General features: G+C 64.8%; 15 protein-coding genes. 5 read left to right on the top strand and 10 right to left on the bottom strand.

Translation table 11 applies throughout. From position 1 onward, the window contains the following. Positions 1 to 53: 53 nt before the first annotated feature. Complete coding sequence (locus ACODTW_RS11365; protein WP_488946116.1) at positions 54 to 1,430, bottom strand: peptidoglycan DD-metalloendopeptidase family protein; 1,377 nt, start codon at positions 1,428 to 1,430, stop codon at positions 54 to 56. Positions 1,431 to 2,175: 745 nt separating this feature from the next. Here ACODTW_RS11365 and ACODTW_RS11360 point away from each other — a divergent pair. Next, the gene (locus ACODTW_RS11360; RefSeq protein WP_488946115.1) at positions 2,176 to 2,769 is read left to right on the top strand and encodes an outer membrane protein; all 594 of its coding nucleotides are present in this window, start codon (positions 2,176 to 2,178) and stop codon (positions 2,767 to 2,769) included. Positions 2,770 to 2,915: 146 nt separating this feature from the next. On the opposite strand, the gene ACODTW_RS11355 is transcribed toward ACODTW_RS11360, so the two are convergent. The 3 genes from ACODTW_RS11355 to ACODTW_RS11345 are packed head-to-tail and all read right to left on the bottom strand — an operon-like array spanning position 2,916 to position 4,769. Further along, positions 2,916 to 3,587: an MBL fold metallo-hydrolase gene (locus tag ACODTW_RS11355; RefSeq protein ID WP_488946114.1), complete on the bottom strand. Its 672-nt coding sequence runs from the start codon at positions 3,585 to 3,587 to the stop codon at positions 2,916 to 2,918. A gap of 4 nt (positions 3,588 to 3,591) precedes the next feature. Beyond that, the gene (locus ACODTW_RS11350; protein ID WP_488946113.1) at positions 3,592 to 4,188 is read right to left on the bottom strand and encodes a hypothetical protein; all 597 of its coding nucleotides are present in this window, start codon (positions 4,186 to 4,188) and stop codon (positions 3,592 to 3,594) included. Between the two features lie 11 nt (positions 4,189 to 4,199). Further along, a complete protein-coding gene (locus tag ACODTW_RS11345; protein WP_488946112.1) occupies positions 4,200 to 4,769 on the bottom strand; it encodes a gamma-glutamylcyclotransferase in 570 nt (189 codons plus the stop codon). A gap of 106 nt (positions 4,770 to 4,875) precedes the next feature. Here ACODTW_RS11345 and ACODTW_RS11340 point away from each other — a divergent pair, with 106 nt between their 5' ends. Further along, positions 4,876 to 5,913: a DUF2125 domain-containing protein gene (locus ACODTW_RS11340; RefSeq protein WP_488946111.1), complete on the top strand. Its 1,038-nt coding sequence runs from the start codon at positions 4,876 to 4,878 to the stop codon at positions 5,911 to 5,913. Between the two features lie 9 nt (positions 5,914 to 5,922). Here ACODTW_RS11340 and prfA read toward each other — a convergent pair whose 3' ends face one another. The 5 genes from prfA to ACODTW_RS11315 form a co-directional block, all read right to left on the bottom strand. After that, positions 5,923 to 7,005 carry a peptide chain release factor 1 gene (prfA, locus tag ACODTW_RS11335; RefSeq protein ID WP_488946110.1) on the bottom strand — a complete coding sequence of 361 codons (1,083 nt, stop codon included), beginning with the start codon at positions 7,003 to 7,005 and terminating at the stop codon, positions 5,923 to 5,925. Between the two features lie 143 nt (positions 7,006 to 7,148). Continuing rightward, positions 7,149 to 7,610 (bottom strand): spore coat protein U domain-containing protein, encoded by a 462-nt coding sequence (locus tag ACODTW_RS11330; RefSeq protein ID WP_488946109.1) that lies wholly within the window; start codon positions 7,608 to 7,610, stop codon positions 7,149 to 7,151. Positions 7,611 to 7,979: 369 nt separating this feature from the next. Continuing rightward, entirely contained in the window at positions 7,980 to 8,441 is a 462-nt protein-coding gene (locus ACODTW_RS11325; protein WP_488946107.1) for a spore coat protein U domain-containing protein, read from the bottom strand. A gap of 41 nt (positions 8,442 to 8,482) precedes the next feature. Then, a complete protein-coding gene (locus ACODTW_RS11320; RefSeq protein ID WP_488946106.1) occupies positions 8,483 to 8,701 on the bottom strand; it encodes a hypothetical protein in 219 nt (72 codons plus the stop codon). 466 nt (positions 8,702 to 9,167) lie between these two features. Then, positions 9,168 to 9,929, bottom strand: a complete 762-nt coding sequence (locus ACODTW_RS11315) for a class I SAM-dependent methyltransferase (protein WP_488946105.1) — start codon at positions 9,927 to 9,929, stop codon at positions 9,168 to 9,170. A 379-nt stretch (positions 9,930 to 10,308) separates the two neighbouring features. Between ACODTW_RS11315 and ACODTW_RS11310 the strand changes: the two genes are divergently transcribed. Then, positions 10,309 to 12,081, top strand: a complete 1,773-nt coding sequence (locus tag ACODTW_RS11310; RefSeq protein WP_488946104.1) for an ATP-binding protein — start codon at positions 10,309 to 10,311, stop codon at positions 12,079 to 12,081. A 166-nt stretch (positions 12,082 to 12,247) separates the two neighbouring features. Here ACODTW_RS11310 and ACODTW_RS11305 read toward each other — a convergent pair whose 3' ends face one another. Beyond that, the gene (locus tag ACODTW_RS11305) at positions 12,248 to 13,186 is read right to left on the bottom strand and encodes an alpha/beta fold hydrolase (RefSeq protein WP_488946103.1); all 939 of its coding nucleotides are present in this window, start codon (positions 13,184 to 13,186) and stop codon (positions 12,248 to 12,250) included. 232 nt (positions 13,187 to 13,418) lie between these two features. Between ACODTW_RS11305 and cmk the strand changes: the two genes are divergently transcribed. Continuing rightward, positions 13,419 to 14,084 carry a (d)CMP kinase gene (cmk, locus tag ACODTW_RS11300; RefSeq protein ID WP_488946102.1) on the top strand — a complete coding sequence of 222 codons (666 nt, stop codon included), beginning with the start codon at positions 13,419 to 13,421 and terminating at the stop codon, positions 14,082 to 14,084. A 417-nt stretch (positions 14,085 to 14,501) separates the two neighbouring features. Next, on the top strand, positions 14,502 to 16,196 hold the full coding sequence (gene rpsA / locus ACODTW_RS11295) for a 30S ribosomal protein S1 (protein WP_488946101.1): 1,695 nt from the start codon (positions 14,502 to 14,504) through the stop codon (positions 16,194 to 16,196). Positions 16,197 to 16,227 lie beyond the last annotated feature (31 nt).

Genomic DNA, 16,227 nt, shown 5'->3' with positions numbered 1-16,227 from the left:
CTGTGCGGGAGAAAGACAGTTCAATGAGGGCGAAAGCCTGCGACCGCTCTGCCTCAGCAGCCGCGCTTGCGGTCGCAGCCGGCCTTGGACGGCTTGGCAACGGGACCCTTGGCCGATGCCATGGCCACGCCGTCGCTGTCGCCACCGGCGTCGAACCGCTGCATCAGGCTGGCCACCACGCCCTTGAACCGGCTCAGTTCCTTGCCTTCCAGGTTGCGGCCCGTCGGCACGGCGACCGACAGGGGGTTCACCTGCTGCCCGGCCTTCACGATCTCATAATGCAGATGGGCGCCGGTCGACCGCCCGGTCGTGCCGACATAGCCGATGATATCGCCCTGGCCGACGCGCACACCCTTGCGCATGCCCGCCCCGAATCGGGACATGTGGGCATAGGCGGTGGAGATATCGTTATTGTGGCGGATGCGGATATAGTTGCCGTATGACCCGTTGGGCCCCACCTCGTCCACCACACCGGCGCCGGCGGCGTAAATCGGGGTGCCCGTGGGGGCGGCGAAATCCACACCCTTGTGCATCTTGGAATAGCCCAGCACCGGGTGACGGCGCATGCCAAAGCCCGAGGACAGGCGCGCACCATCGATCGGCGTCTTCAGCAGGGCCTTGCGGATGGAGGAGCCCTGCGCGTTGAAGAACTCCGCCATCCCCTGCTCATCCTCGTAGCGGTAGATGGCCTGTTCCTTACCCGACAGGGTCAGGGAGGCGTAAAGGATCGTGCCGCCGCCGGCCGCGACCTCGCCATCTTCCGTCACCACCTGCTCGTACAGGATCTCGAACCGGTCGCCCGGTTGGATGTCGCGCTGGAAGTCGACATCATAGGAGTAGTTGCGGATCAGTTCCGTCAGCACATTCATGGGCACGCCGGCGGCGCGGCCCGATTCGAACAGCGACGACCGGATTTCACCCTGCGCAGCCACGGCGCGGCGGTTCAGCTTCTTGGCGGTTTCGGCGGCCTGGAAGCGCACACCGTTGAAGCTGACCGACACCGACCGTTCCACGGCCGGCTGGAATTCGAAGCCGATGAACTTGTCCTCACCACCCGTGCGGTCGAACACGACCTCCACGGGCTGGCCCGACTTCATGCGGCGGGGATCATAGACGGCCTTCAAGGCCAGGATGGCCTCGTGCGCATTGGCCTGCGGCACGTCGGCATCCAGCAGCACCTGCATCAGGGTTTCGCCCCGGCCCAGATTGACCAGACGGCGTTCAACCGGATCGGCGGCCTTTTCCGTGTCGCCCCAGCCGTCGGCAACGACGGCTGGTCCCTGGATAGTGTCAAGGGCGGCAAGGGCAGGGCGATCATCGGCAACGCTGCCGGAGGCGGTGGAAAGAGAGGTGCTGTCGCGAAGGGTCGCGACGGTGACACCGCCCAGGGCAGCCAAGCCAATGGCAATGATCGCAAAACGCCTCAGCACCGATGACCCTCCATCCTGACGCTCCCCTCTGGTTCGACCCTTTGGTGCCGGCCTGTTCAATCCGGCGGATGTCGGCTGGAAGTGCTTCCCGCGTCACAGTCAATACGCCAACTTTGCGTAGTGAATGCATGGCGCGCAGGCGACCCGTGCTTCCAGCACCGATGTGCCCGGCGATAATCCTTATCCCGCATGCGGAATGCGAGCGAAAAGAAGCCGCATAAGCAAAAAAAAATGCTGGAAAAACGGGCAGCTTCCTGTTCCACGCCGCCGATCCGCGGGCATTGGCGACGGTGTGAAACATTAGGCACGTAAAGGTGGTGGGATCGGCCAGGTTCATTCACAGGTCCCAACTGTACATCCGGCTCATGGTTCAGCAGAAGGGCCGGTGGCCGCCGCCGCCACGTGCCCCCCCCCGCCTTCGCCATTCTGTCACGACAGCATTCATCAGCAGCAGGTGCCCTGATCGGCATTGCGCGGGACGGGCGTATTCGTGTCACCCGGTTGTGACATCAAGGGTGTAGAGCCGGATGGCCGCTATCGCGTTGTCGCATGGCTAGTGTGACGAACCGCACATCGAACATCGTTCAAATTGGGTTAGACAGTTCTCACCGCGATGAACCGGCCGATCCTACGGAAGAGATCGCCGCCATCGCAATAACAAGTGAAAGGAACGCTGTTCCGACATTGCGCCTGATCTGGCGCCACAGATGAACTGTGTCTGTCTGAACCGCGAATGGAGAAAGAAATGTCCCGTATTGCTTCTGCCCTGCTTGGTGGTGTTGCCCTGGTCGCCGTTGGCGCCGCGCCGTCACTGGCGCAGTCGCCCTTCGACGGCGCCTATGTCGGCGTCTTCACCGGCTATACGAATGACGATGCTTCCGCCAAGTCCGGCACGGCCACGGCCGATTTCGACGCTGATGGCTGGCTGTATGGCGCTTATGCCGGCTATGGCCAGACCTTCGGCAAGATCTATCTGGGTGGCGAAGCCGAGATCGGCAGTGCCGACCTGAGCGGTTCCGGCACTGTTGCCGGCCTGCGGTCCAAGCTGGACACCAACGAGAGCTGGGGCCTGTCGGCCCGTGCCGGTTACCTGCTGAATGACGACGTGCTGCTCTATGGCCGCGCTGGCTGGCAGCGCACCAACTATGACGTCACGGTCGGCACCGGCACGGGCAAGGTGAAGGTCGGCGACAATCTGGATGGCTACCGTCTGGGCACCGGTCTGGAATATGCCGTGACCGACAATGTCCTGGCGCGTCTGGAATACGACTACACCAATTACAACGATACCAACTTCAAGCAGAACCAGATCCGCGTCGGCGTCGCCTACCGGTTCTGATCGCTCCCCCATCCCGGCCGTACGTCCCCACCAGACGGCCGGGATGATGGCGGGTCCAACCGCCCTCATCCGGACCCGCCAATACACCCCCGGCACCCTCCCCAGGTGCCGGGGGTTTTATTTTGGCGCTTTCCTTGACCCAAGCCTCAACCCCGGCGGGCTATCGCGCGGTCGCCGACATAGGGGTTGGACTGGCGTTCGCGGCCGAAGCTGGACAGGCCGCCATGACCCGGCAGGAAGGTGATGTCATCACCCAGCGGGAACAGCTTTTCCCGGATGGACCGGACCAGATCATCCAGATTGCCGCCGGGGAAATCCGTACGGCCGATGGACCCTTCGAAGATCACGTCGCCGACCACGGCGAATCGCGACGGTTCGTGGAAGAACACGACATGGCCCGGCGTATGGCCGGGGCAATGGATGACCTGAAGCACCAGATCGCCGACGCTGACCGTATCACCCTCGACCAACCAGCGGTCGGGCGTGAAGGGGCGGGCATAGGGCATGCCGTATCCGGCCCCATGTTCCTTCAGCGCCAGAATCCAGTAATTATCCTCAATCGCCGGCCCTTCGACCGGGACATGCAGTGCATCCTTCAGATCGGCCACGGCGGCGGCATGGTCGACATGGCCATGGGTGACCAGGATACGCTCCACGGTCAGGCCGTTCTTGGCCACCGCCTCCTTGATCTGCGCCACCCCGCCGCCGGGATCGATGACGGCGGCGCGCAGGGTGCGGGTACACCAGATGATGGAACAATTCTGCTGGAACGGCGTGACCGGGATGATCACTGCCTTCATCGGTGGGGTCGCACTCATCCCGTCATGCCTTCCGTCGCACGAATTTCAATGCCGTATGCGTGGGTGACACCCCGCACACCTTATTGTCAACAAGGCCCGCACCGCGTCCGGCCGCGAAAACATCATCCTGGGTGATGTCACGCCGGCCCTTGGGATAGACGACCCACAGCCCGGCCTTGGGCCCCAGGGTGGGGGCGATATCGGTCACGGCCGCCAGTTTGGCGGCCTGATCGGCAATCAGAAGGATAAGGTCGGCCCCGGCCCCGTCATCGCCCGCCACCCCGGCCCGTGCCAGTTCGGCGGCCAGAACCGGGTCCGGTGTGCCGTAAAGGGCGACCGTCACCCCCGGCTTGATGCCCAGCTTGTCCAGCACTGTCCTTGGATTGCGGATGCGGTTCAGCCAGTCGGCAGCCTTCTTCGCCCCTAAGTCCAGGGACAGGCTGCTATCCGTCGTGGTCAGGACCAGGGCCTCGCCCACCTGTTCCACCGACAGCAGGTCGGCCAGCATCAGCTTCACCCGCACATCCCCGCGGAACAGCAGATGATCCGTTTCCAGCAGGGCCTTGCCCGGACTGGCCTTGCCCATCCAGGTGCCGGTGACGCTGGCCTCCTGTCCCATCGCACACCCCCCTATATCCGTGCCGCCAGTTCCCCCAGGCCCTGGTCATGAATGCCCAACTCGGCCAGATGCGCGATCAGGCTGGTCAGGTAATCGACATTGCGGCCCGACTGCCCCACCCCCTGTCGGATCAGGGTCGCCGTGCCGTCCAGACCCAGCCGCCCGCAATATTGGGCATGGTTGGGGTCGGCTGTGAAGGTCAATGCCTGTACGTCGCCCTGTCCCGTGACGATGCGCAGGCGCCGGGGGATATAGACGCGATAGGCCATTTCGCGTTGCCAGAGATAGGCCAGCACATCGGGTACCCGGTCGGCGGCGATGCGGTAGACCATGCCCCGGCACGATCCGCCGCGATCCAGCCCCAGCACGGCACCGGGCCGTTCGGGCGTGCCCCGATGCTGATGACTGTAGATACAGAAGCCGCGGTGATAACCACGCAGCAGACCTTCCCGCTTCTCAGCGAAATCGAAGCCCGGATTCCACATCAGCGATCCATAGGCGAAGACCCAGAGATCCGTGCCGGGTGGATGGTCGAAACCGGGGGTGCCGTCGGGGGTGTTGTCGGGGGCTGTGTCGGTCATTCCGGGTTGCCGATTCCATCTCGCAATCGCAAAATGGTAACGCAAGCCGATGCCGGGGAGAACCGCCCTTGATGCCGGCCTGCTCCCTTCTGGAGACGGACACAAGATGCTGCACCGATATCGTGCCCTGTTCCTGGCTCTGTCCGTGTTCATTCTGCTGCTGCTGGCTTACACGGCCTTCTGGGCCACGGCCGCGGCACGCATGCGCACCCTGCTGGCCGACGCGCCGGACCGGGCCATGACGGCGAAGGGCATCACGCTGGATCTGAAGGATGCGGTCGTGGAAGGCTTCCCCCTGCGGCTGACGGCGCGGTTGCCGGGCGTGCGGGCGCAATGGCCCAGCGGCACGGTGCTGACCACGGGTACGGTGGAGCTGACGGCCTGGGCCTGGTCGCCGCTGGAGATTGAACTGGCGTCCGAAGGACCATTAAGGCTGGATCTGGCGGGATCGGCACGCCATGCCCCGATCAGCGGCATGGCCGCCGGCCTGGGCGGCACGCTGGTCCTGGGCATGGATGGCAAGGCGAAGGAAGTGGCCGTCACCCTGGACCAGCCGCGGACGGAAGCGACGGAAAGTCTGGGCCCGCTGGCGGCGCGCGAAATGACGCTGTCCTGGCTGGCCCCGCCCAAGCCACCTGTCGGCCCCACCGACGGCCAAGGCATGATCAGCCTGCTGTTCAGCGACATCGACCTGCCCGGTGCCGTTCTGCCGCCGCTGAAGCCGCGTATCGAGCAACTGACTTTGTCGCTGGAACCGCGCGGGCCGATGCCGGCCAAACCCAGCGTGGAGACGATGACGGCCTGGCGCGATGGCGGCGGTACGCTGGAACTGCTGGCGTTTCACCTGATGTGGAGCGGGCTGGACCTGCGCGCCAACGCCACCCTGGCGCTGGATAGCCAGATGCAGCCGGAAGGGGCGGGGACGGCGCAGCTTTCCGGCGGCGAAGTGCTGATTGACATGCTGGCCCAGGCAGGTGCCATGAAGCCCGATCAGGCGACGGGTGTGAAGGCGGCCCTGGGGCTGTTGTCGAAGACCGGCGATGACGGGCGGCGCAACGTGTCCGTCCCTGTCACGCTTCAGAACCGTGAACTCTCCATCGGCCCGATGAAGGTGGCGGTCCTGCCCGTCATTCCCTGGAATTGAAGCGGGGCATCACTGCAATTCGGCCAGCCGCTCCGCCTCTTCCTGGGCGATCAGGGCTTCGATAACCTCGTCCATTTCACCCGCCATGAACCGGTCAATCTTGCCATACAGGGTCAGGTTGATGCGGTGGTCGGTGATGCGGCCTTGCGGGAAATTATAGGTGCGGATGCGTTCCGACCTGTCGCCGGAGCCGACCTGGCTCTTGCGATCGGCGGCACGCTCGCTCGCCAGACGCTGGCGCTCGGCCTCGTACAGGCGGGCGCGCAGCACCTTCAGGGCCTTGGCCTTGTTCTTGTGCTGGCTTTTCTCGTCCTGCTGGCTGACGACGATGCCGCTGGGCAGGTGGGTGATGCGCACGGCGCTGTCGGTCGTGTTCACCGACTGCCCGCCGGGGCCCGACGAGCGGAAGACATCGATGCGCAGGTCGCGCTCGTCGATATGGATGTCCACCTCTTCCGCCTCCGGCAGCACGGCAACGGTGGCGGCAGAGGTGTGGATACGGCCCTGCGTCTCCGTGGCCGGCACGCGCTGCACCCGGTGGACGCCGGACTCGAACTTCAGCCGGCGGAACACGCTGCGCCCCGTGATGGTGGCGCTGGCTTCCTTATAGCCGCCGATGCCCGTCTCGCTGACATCCATGGTCTCGAAGCGCCAGCCCTGGGATGCTGCATAGCGCTTGTACATCTCGAACAGCTCGGCCGCGAACAAGGCGGCCTCATCCCCGCCCGTGCCGGCGCGCACTTCCAGGATGGCGTTGCGCTCGTCCGCCTCATCCTTGGGCAGCAGGGACAGCAGGATACGGCGTTCCAGGTCGGGCAGGCGGCGCCTGGCTTCGGCCAGTTCTTCAACGGCCAGGTCGCGCATCTCGGCATCGTCGCCCTGGGCCATGGCCTCCAGATCGGCCATGTCGGCATGGGCGCGGCGCATCTCGTTGATGGCGGCGGCGACGGGTTCCAGTTCGGCATATTCCTGGCTGGCCTTGACGAAGGCGTCGCCCGTCAGCGCGCCCGAGGCCAGCCCGTCGCGCAGCTCATCGAACCGCAGCATCACCTTGGCCAGCGGTTCACCAAATCTCGCTTCAAAATCCGACAATGGGTCCGCCCGTTCGCGATCAACATGCCTTGGGCCGTGGATATAGGCGATAAGGCGTCCCCGGTCACCCCGGAATTGAAAAACCCCCGCCCGGTTGCCCGGACGGGGGTGCAGGCTGGAACTGCCCGATGAAGCTCTTGGGATTACTTGGCGGCGATGGTCACCGTGACGGTGTCGGCATAATCGCCGGCGATATACTGGTCGGAGGCGGCCACCGTGACCTTCAGGTCGGACTTCTTGCCGAACTGGGCGGTGGCGCGATCGACGACGGCCTGGCTGGTCAGGGCGCCGCTGAAGCTGTCATAGGCGACATTGTAGTTGATGGTGAAATTGCCGCTCTTCAGCTTGCCGGCATTGGCCGAGGCCAGCGTGATGCGGTAGCCGGAGCCGGAATTGCAGGTTTCGGTGACGGAACCGACCGTCTTGTTGGTCTCGCCGGCCTTCAGCGACAGGGACTGGCCCAGATCCTGGACCGCGATGGTGCAGGACAGCGCGACATTGCCCTTCAGCTGGATGGTACCCGACGCGTTCTGGGCCAGGGCGGGGGAGGCAGCGGCGGCGGCGATCAGGGCGGCGGCGGCGGCCTTGGCGAAGAACTTGGTCATGTCGGTCTCCATCGGTTCGTTGGTTCGCGGCGTTATCGCCGTCATGGGAACCTAGGATTGCAGCCCACATGCCAACGGTTATGGCATGCCTGGAAGTTGAGGGATTCCGCGGCTCTTTTGACCGTGTTTATAGACGGTTTACATACGTTTATATGTAATTCGTTGGAATATGCATCGTGCATTATGCAAAAATTGCACTATGCAACGAAACGTACTTCATCGGACTCAACCTAACCTTTCGGTCAGGATTGACGGCGAGCCCCCGCCATCGTCGGGCAGCGTGGTCTGTCGCGCGTGGCCGGAACAAAAAGACCCCCGTCCGGTTTCCCGAACGGGGGTACAGGCGGTACTGCCCGATGAAGGACGTGATTACTTGGCGGCGATGGTCACCGTGACGGTGTCGGCATAATCGCCGGCGATATACTGGTCCGAAGCGGCGACCGAGACCTTCAGGTCGGACTTCTTGCCGAACTGGGCGTTGGCGCGGTCGACAACGGCCTGGCTGGTCAGCGCGCCGGTGTAGCTGTCGTAATTGACGCTGTAATCGATGGTGAAGTTGCCGCTCTTCAGCTTGCCGGCATTGGCCGAGGCGAGCGTGATGCGGTAGCCGGAGCCGGAATTGCAGGTTTCGGTGACGGAGCCGACGGTCTTGTTGGTCTCACCGGCCTTCAGCGACAGGGACTGGCCCAGATCCTGGACCGCGATGGTGCAGGACAGGGCGACATTGCCCTTCAGCTGGAAATTGCCGGAAGCGTTCTGGGCCAGAGCGGGGGAGGCGGCAGCGGCGGCGATCAGGGCGGCGGCGGCGGCCTTGGCGAAGAACTTGGTCATGTCGGTCTCCATCGGTTCATTTGTTTGCGGCATTGTTGCCGTCATGCCAACCTTAGAAGCAGCGAACGTGCCAACACCTGCCGGGCGGAGGAATTCAGGATTTCAGCGGGTTTCCGGTTGTCGGCACATCCCGACGTCATATTGCGGAATGCAAAAACACACCCGAAGGTGATGCATTTTTCAAATTCCATGCATAATGCAATCCACACCGACTCCTGGCTGCAACCTTTCATTACCGACGATGACAGGATGGGCGACATGAATGCAGGTCCAGGGGGGGCGGGCCAGAGCGTCCAGCGATAAGTTGGACCATCGGCGGGATCAACCGTAGGTCAGGTCGAGCCGGAGGCGAGCCCTGACATTCAGCAGGTACTGTCGCTTGTCAGGGCTCGGGCTGCGCCCTCGACCTGACCTTGTCTACGGGGGATCGCGACTTATACCTATTTGCATGGATCAGAACCTACGGTCCTGATCCATGCAGCCCTCATGCGCCGGGCGCCGCCATCCGGCGGCTTGGCTCACGCGCGCATGGGCGCGCGGGCGCTCGTACCGCGCCAACCAGGTTGCGGTGAGTTCCACTCACCGCAACCTAGTATTAGCGATGGCTGCTCCGGATGCAGCGACGGCCGGGGGGCTGCTGCCCTTAAGAGGCACCGGGCGGGTTCCAGGCGTTTGGGTGTCTTGTGGGACTGGGCTCAAATGCTGGCATTTGAACGCGGCAACCTGCTACGGCTGATCCACCGGCTTGCGTTCAGCCGCCAGGCGGCCGAATACGGGCTGTGCCTGGGGTGCCATGGCGCGCTGACGTTCGCGTACCTTGACGCGGCCGGCGCTGGCATAGATCTGCTTGGACGCCTCGATCATGTTGACCCCGGCGAAGGCGCGGAACCAGCGGCGCCCTACCTCTTCCACGGCCGGCGCGCTGGCCAGCAGGAAGCGGCGCTGGGTCGGGGGCAGGAACAGGGCGCAATCCTCCCGCTCCGGCACGAACATGTTGTTCTGCAAGGTCCGGCGCAGCTGTGACGGGGAGAACGGACTGCCCAGGCCAAAGGGCGTTCGGTCAGACCGGGCCCAGATGCCGCTGCGGTTGGGGGTGATGGCGATCAGACGGCCACCGCCAGCCATGACGCGCCAGATCTCCCGCATCAGGGGCCGCAGCTCCTCGGTGCATTCCAGCCCGTGAACCAGCAGGATGCGGTCGATCGACATGTCGGGGAAGGGCAATTCAGCCTCATCCGCCAAGGCGACGCGGCCCGGGCCTTCCGGGGGCCAGAACACCACACCCTGGCTGGCCGGCATCACAGCCATGACCCGTTCCGCTTCTTCCGCGAACATGCCCAGATAGGGCGTAGCGTAGCCGATACCCAGCACGCGCTGCCCGCGCATGTCCGGCCACATCAGCCGGATGCGACGGCGGATCAGCCGCCGAACCACCTGGCCCGTACTGCTGCGATAGAATTCGCGAAGATCAAGGACGTCGCTGTACATGGCGGGAAGGATACCACAATGTCCCGCCGCACAAGCCCCCGGAATCGGGCAAAGAAAAAGCCGGCTGTGCCTGGCACGCCGGCTGTAGATGATCATCCCCGGATCGGCGAGACACGTCCAGGGTTCCATCCCGGTGTGGCGCTGGTTTCCCAATCACCCCACGGCAAGCCGGACAATACGCCAATCCCGACGCCCCGCCATCCACGATGACAAGGGTATGAGAGCATTTGGACGCCACGTCACATTTGTGCAACATGGTGCGGCGCAATGAACACGGGCGACAGGACAAACAAGCCTTTCATTCGGATGGTAAATCCATACACTCCTATTCGTGGGTGAACAAACCATGCGTCAGGCGCATGGCCACGTGGGGGCGTGGATGACGAACGGCAGAAGGCTGTTTCTGGCGAACCTGGTGGTGGCGCTGGCCTATGCCGGCAGCGGCCATCTGGGCTTGCTGACACCCTTTTCCGGTGAAGCCATCACCCTTGTCTGGCCACCCAGCGGCATTGCCTTTGCGGCAATCTGGCTCTGGGGGCCGGCCCTGCTGCCCGGGATCATCCTGGCCGGCTTTGCCCTGAACCTGTTCAATTTCGACAATGTCACCTTCGCCCTGATGGCGGGTCTGGGCAGCGCCCTGCCCGCCCTGGTGGCGCGCCTGGCGCTGCGCCGCTGGCGCGGTGGCCGGCCGTTGTTCGAGGGGGTGCAGGGCGTGCTGGCCTTTCTGGCCATCGCCGTTCTGATCACGCCGCTGATCAGCGCATCTGTCGGCAACCTGGCGGCTGTCGCCGGGCAGACCGATCTGGGGCAGGGGACGTTTATCGCCTGGGCCTCCTGGTGGCTGGGGGATGCCATGGGTGTGCTGCTGGTGGCGCCGCCCCTGATCCTGGCGACGGAAGCCGGCGCCCGGCGGCTGTTGCGTGCCCGCTGGCGGGAGGCGGTGCTGCTGCTGCTTGCCGGGGCCCTGCTGTTGCTGGGACTGTCGCTGCCCCAGGTCGTCTGGCTGCGGGAGGTCGGGCGGCTGGCGCTGTTCTGCCTTATCCTGGTTGCCGCCTTGCGGCTGGGCCTGCTCGGCTCCACCCTCTACACCCTGCTGATGGCGGCGGGCCTGACCTGGATGACGGCGCTGGACATGGGTCTGCTTGCCGGCAACCCCTATCACGCCCGGTTCGCCACGCTGCTGGCCGCCTTGGCCATCCTGGCCGTGGCCGGGCTGATCGTGGCCACGGTGATGGCCAGCCTGCGCCGGTCCGTACAGGCGGAGCGGGAGGCGAGACGGCAGGCCGAGCAGGCGCTGGCGCGGCTGCGCCAGACCCAGGATGATCTGGTCCAGGCCGAAAAGATGGCGTCGCTGGGCCGGCTGGTTGCCGGCATCGCACATGAAATCGCAACACCTGTGGGCACGGCGTTGTCGGCAGCAACAAGGCTGGCCGGCGAAACGCGCGGCGTCGAACAGGCGCTGGCGACGGCGACACTGCGGCGCGAACAGATGAATGACTATATTGACAGCACGTCCCTGGCCGCCCGCATCCTGCAATCCAATATGGAACGCGCGGCCCGCCTGATTGAAAGCTTCAAGCATGTGGCCGTTGACCGCACGCGCCAGGACCGCCGCCGCTTCGATCTGGCGGGATATCTGGAGGAGGTGGTGATCTCGCTGCGGCCGCAGACGCGCAAAACCCCGCACGCCATCGCCCTGACCGGCGCCACCCGCCTGTCCGTCGACACCTATCCCGATGCCGTGGCGCAACTGGTGACCAATCTGCTGGTCAATGCCGTCACCCACGCCTTTCCCGACGGGGAACCGGGGCGGGTTGAGGTGGATTTGCGTGGCGATGATCAGGATTGGGTGGAACTGCGCATCCGCGACAATGGGCGGGGCATTGATGCCGACCTTCTGGATCGCGTGTTCGAGCCGTTCTTCACGACACAGCGGGACCGCGGCGGTTCCGGTCTTGGCCTTTACTTGGCTTATACGCAGGTGGTGCAAAAGCTGGGTGGCAGCCTGAGCGTCACCAGCGAGGCCGGTCGCGGTACCTGTTTTCTGGCCCGTTTCCCCGCCTGTGCCCCGCCACTGCCCGTCGGCGACGGGCAGGAGGCGCCGCCCCCGCCCGCCCCGATCGATCTGGCCGCCAAGCGCCGCAGCGCCTGAGGGCCACCGGACGGCGGCGCCCGGCGCCTGAGGAACATGACCCTTGGAGGCCAGCGGCCGCTGGCCCGCGGGCTCGTGCCCGCGTAAGCCAAGCCGCCGGATGGCGGCGCCCGGCGTATGAGGAAACATGGGACATCCCAAGAGCCATGTCCCATGGCTCTTGGGATCACTCCGCCAGGAATGCCCGCACCGCCGGCAGGGTGCCGGCAGGGTCTTCCTCCTGCGCCATATGACCGACGCCGGGGATGCTGACCAGCCGCGCATGCGGCAGGGCGGCCAGGAATTTGGCCGGATCGGTGGCGAACGGCACCAGCCAGTCCTTTTCCCCCCAGATCAGCAGAACCGGCGCCTGAATGCTGCGCAGCCTGTCATCGGGCGGCTGCAGCACGTAATTGGACAGGCGCGCCACCTGCGCCTTGCGCACACCGGGCGCCAGCCAGGACAGGTAGTAATTGTCCAGCATCGTCTCGGTGAACCTGGCTGGGTCGCCATAAAGTGAGCCGATGATGGTCTTCACGGCCGGCCGCTTCAGCGTATAGGGCAGGGCCTTGGTCGTGTTGGACAGGACAGGCTTCTGGTCATAGTCGAAGCCCGGCCGCGGATAGCCGCCGGGAGAGATCAGCACCAGCTTTTCCACACGGTCCGGATTGCCCACCGCGAAGTTCCAGGCGATCTGACCACCCAGGGAATTGCCGATCAGCACCGCCTTGGCCACGCCCAGCCGGTCCAGCAGGCCGGACAGCAGCACCACGTCGCGTTCGGGCGAATAGGTACCGGCCGGGTCCGGCCCCGTCATGCCATGACCGGCCAGATCAAAGCGGATGACCCGATGATCCTTGGCCAGATCGCCGGCCCAGCCATCCCAGCTTTGCAGCATGGAGGCATTGCCATGGATCAGCACCAGGGTCGGCGCCCCCTCCGGCCCTTCTTCGCGCACATGGAAATTGACGCCTTCCACCGCGACGAACCGGTCGCCGGGGGCGACGAAGCGCGCCGCCACCGTTTCCCGCGGCAGGTCGGGCGTGTAGGCCCACCAGGCGAAGCCGCCGCCACCCACCAGCAGCAGCAGCACCAGCACCATCACTATCCGGCCTAACAGGCGCATCGTTTCCTCCCCAGCTCACTTGTGGCTTGGCCTTCAGCATGTGTCAAAAGCGCGCGGTTTGGGCAAGAGAAATGAAAGATGAATCACTGTTCGGTTGGATGATGATGGCGTCTGAATATTCATGTGTGGAATCGCTTCCACCTCCGACCAAGGCCCTACTTGACGGGCGACCGGGGGTGGCGCATCCCTGCGCGCACCGGATGCCGATCCCGTTAATGGAAACAACCAAACCATGAACCGCTCCCTTCCTGTCATCGCCATCGACGGTCCGGCCGCGTCCGGCAAGGGCACGATCGCCCGCCGCATTGCCGAGGCCCTGGGTTTTGCCTTGCTGGATACGGGGGCGCTTTACCGCGCCGTAGCCTTGTCGATGCGGCAGTCCGGTGCGGACCTGGATGACCCCGTGGCAGCAGCGGAAGCGGCGCGCGCCCTGACCCCGGCTGATATTGAGCGGCTGACCGCCGATGCCGAACTGCGCACGGATGAAACGGCCGCCGGGGCGTCCCGCGTGTCGGCCGTGACGGGCGTGCGTCTGGCCCTGCTGGAATTCCAGCGCTCCTTTGCCGCCAACCCGCCGGGCGGGGCCAAGGGCGCGGTGCTGGACGGGCGCGACATCGGTACCGTCATCTGCCCCGACGCGCCGGTGAAGCTGTTCGTCACCGCCAGCGTGGAGGTGCGGGCCCGACGCCGGTTCGACGAACTGACCGCGCGCGGGGAGACTCCGGATTATGAGGAGGTGCTGGCCGACATGCAGGCGCGCGACGAACGCGACAGCCAGCGCGCCATCGCCCCCCTGATCCCGGCGCGCGACAGCGTCCTGCTGGACAATTCCGGTCTGGATGCCCGGCAGTCGTTCGACAAGGCCATGGAGATCATCCGGGCCCGGCTTCCCGCCTGACACCCATGCGCAAAGCGCCGCACAATGCCGGCGCTTAAGCGACTCATTGGGTTGCGGGGGAGACCCATCGCGGCTATATAAGCCGCCTGTCCCGAAGGACATGAAGGATCGTGACGCGAGCCACGGCCGCAAAGGGAGCCCGCAAGGGACCCGATGCCGGACGGTGCCCGCGTTTTTGCTTGGGAAAAACGTCCTCGCCGGGGTCTGCCCCGGTGCCACCATGGCCTTCATCGACCCGCCTGTCCGGTATTCCGCCGGCGTCGCGGCCGATCTCTTCGGGATGTGTGTGGCCAAGTCGCCGGGCGTGGTGCCCGGTGCGGCGGTGACAAGGCCCTGCGGCCGGCTCGGGCGTGCCGGTGACGGGGGGCGGCGTTGCCGTTGTCTTCAACCCGAAACAGTTTGCCCATTGGAGTTCAAATGGCACAGGTTTCCGCCGCGAAGGAAAGCTTCGCCGCTCTGCTCGAAGAATCGTTCGGCTCCGCCGACAGCCTGGAAGGCACCGTCGTCAAGGGTCGCATCCTCAGCATCGACAATGATCAGGTGCTGATCGACGTTGGCCTGAAGTCCGAGGGCCGCGTTGCCCTGAAGGAATTCACGGTTCCCGGCCAGCCGGTCGAACTGAAGGTCGGCGACACCGTCGAAGTTTACCTGGAGCGCATGGAAGACAAGAACGGCGAAGCCGTCCTGTCGCGTGAAAAGGCCAAGCGCGAGGAAGCCTGGACCCTGCTGGAAAAGTCCTTCACGGACCAGCTGCGCGTCACCGGCATCATCTTCGGCCGCGTCAAGGGTGGTTTCACCGTCGATCTGAATGGCGCTGTGGCGTTCCTGCCGGGCAGCCAGGTCGACATCCGTCCGGTGCGCGACATCGCCCCGCTGATGGGCACGCCGCAGCCCTTCCAGATCCTGAAGATGGACCGCTCGCGCGGCAACATCGTCGTCTCCCGCCGCGCCGTGCTGGAAGAAAGCCGTGCGGAAGCCCGCTCCGAGCTGGTCGCCTCCCTCAAGGAAGGCCAGGTTCTGCAGGGCGTGGTCAAGAACATCACCGATTACGGTGCGTTCGTGGATCTGGGCGGCGTTGACGGCCTGCTGCACGTCACCGACATCGCCTGGCGCCGCATCAACCACCCGTCGGAAGCCCTGCAGATCGGCCAGACCGTCACAGTCCAGGTCATCCGCTTCAACCCGGAGACCCAGCGCATCAGCCTCGGCATGAAGCAGCTGGAAGCCGATCCGTGGGAAGGCGTGGAAGCCAAGTACCCGCCGCAGGCCAAGTTCAAGGGCCGCGTCACCAACATCACCGACTACGGCGCCTTTGTGGAGCTGGAGCCCGGTATCGAAGGTCTGGTCCACGTCTCCGAGATGAGCTGGACCAAGAAGAACGTCCATCCGGGCAAGATCGTTTCCACCTCGCAGGAAGTGGAAGTGATGGTGCTGGACGTGGATCCGGTGAAGCGCCGCATCTCGCTGGGTCTGAAGCAGACCATGCAGAACCCCTGGGAAGCCTTCGTCGAGAAGTTCCCGGGCGGCACGGAGCTGGAAGGCGAAGTCAAGAACATCACCGAATTCGGTCTGTTCGTGGGTCTGCCGGGCGACATCGACGGCATGGTGCACCTGTCCGATCTGGACTGGTCCACGCCGGGCGAAACCGCCATCCAGAACTACAAGAAGGGCGATCAGGTCAAGGTCAAGGTCCTGGACGTTGACGTTGAGAAGGAACGCATCAGCCTGGGCATCAAGCAGCTGGCCGGCGATCCGTTCGAGCAGGCCGCTGCCGGCGTGAAGAAGGGCGAAGTCGTCACCTGCACCGTCACCCAGGTCACCGAAGGTGGCATCGAGGTGGAAGTGGGCGAAGGCTTCACCGGCTTCATCCGCAAGTCCGACCTGTCCCGCGAGCGTTCGGAGCAGCGCCCCGACCGCTTCGCCGTGGGCGAGAAGGTCGATGCCAAGGTCACCCAGATCGATCGCGGTTCCCGCAAGATCGGCCTGTCGATCAAGGCCAAGGAAGTCGAGGAAGAGAAGACCGCCATGCAGGAGTACGGCTCGTCCGACTCGGGCGCTTCCCTGGGCGACATCCTGGGTGCGGCCCTGAAGCGCAAGCAGCAGAACGACTGATCCGGAAACGGATCAGCCCTCTGTCAGGGTT

It is taken from the genome of Niveispirillum sp. FG148 (assembly GCF_057809655.1).
Note: the sequence above shows the minus strand (reverse complement) of the source record. Positions and strands in the feature narration are given on the sequence as shown.

What these genes read in the sequence shown, in the direction of transcription:
- ACODTW_RS11310 (WP_488946104.1), top strand. Translation starts at nt 10,309, where the DNA reads ATGACGAACGGCAGAAGGCTGTTTCTGGCGAACCTGGTGGTGGCGCTG.
- rpsA (WP_488946101.1), top strand. Translation starts at nt 14,502, where the DNA reads ATGGCACAGGTTTCCGCCGCGAAGGAAAGCTTCGCCGCTCTGCTCGAA.
- ACODTW_RS11355 (WP_488946114.1), bottom strand. Translation starts at nt 3,587, where the DNA reads ATGAGTGCGACCCCACCGATGAAGGCAGTGATCATCCCGGTCACGCCG.
- ACODTW_RS11350 (WP_488946113.1), bottom strand. Translation starts at nt 4,188, where the DNA reads ATGGGACAGGAGGCCAGCGTCACCGGCACCTGGATGGGCAAGGCCAGT.
- ACODTW_RS11320 (WP_488946106.1), bottom strand. Translation starts at nt 8,701, where the DNA reads ATGTCGCCCATCCTGTCATCGTCGGTAATGAAAGGTTGCAGCCAGGAG.
- ACODTW_RS11340 (WP_488946111.1), top strand. Translation starts at nt 4,876, where the DNA reads ATGCTGCACCGATATCGTGCCCTGTTCCTGGCTCTGTCCGTGTTCATT.
- ACODTW_RS11360 (WP_488946115.1), top strand. Translation starts at nt 2,176, where the DNA reads ATGTCCCGTATTGCTTCTGCCCTGCTTGGTGGTGTTGCCCTGGTCGCC.
- ACODTW_RS11345 (WP_488946112.1), bottom strand. Translation starts at nt 4,769, where the DNA reads ATGACCGACACAGCCCCCGACAACACCCCCGACGGCACCCCCGGTTTC.
- ACODTW_RS11305 (WP_488946103.1), bottom strand. Translation starts at nt 13,186, where the DNA reads ATGCGCCTGTTAGGCCGGATAGTGATGGTGCTGGTGCTGCTGCTGCTG.
- ACODTW_RS11325 (WP_488946107.1), bottom strand. Translation starts at nt 8,441, where the DNA reads ATGACCAAGTTCTTCGCCAAGGCCGCCGCCGCCGCCCTGATCGCCGCC.
- cmk (WP_488946102.1), top strand. Translation starts at nt 13,419, where the DNA reads ATGAACCGCTCCCTTCCTGTCATCGCCATCGACGGTCCGGCCGCGTCC.
- ACODTW_RS11315 (WP_488946105.1), bottom strand. Translation starts at nt 9,929, where the DNA reads ATGTACAGCGACGTCCTTGATCTTCGCGAATTCTATCGCAGCAGTACG.
- ACODTW_RS11330 (WP_488946109.1), bottom strand. Translation starts at nt 7,610, where the DNA reads ATGACCAAGTTCTTCGCCAAGGCCGCCGCCGCCGCCCTGATCGCCGCC.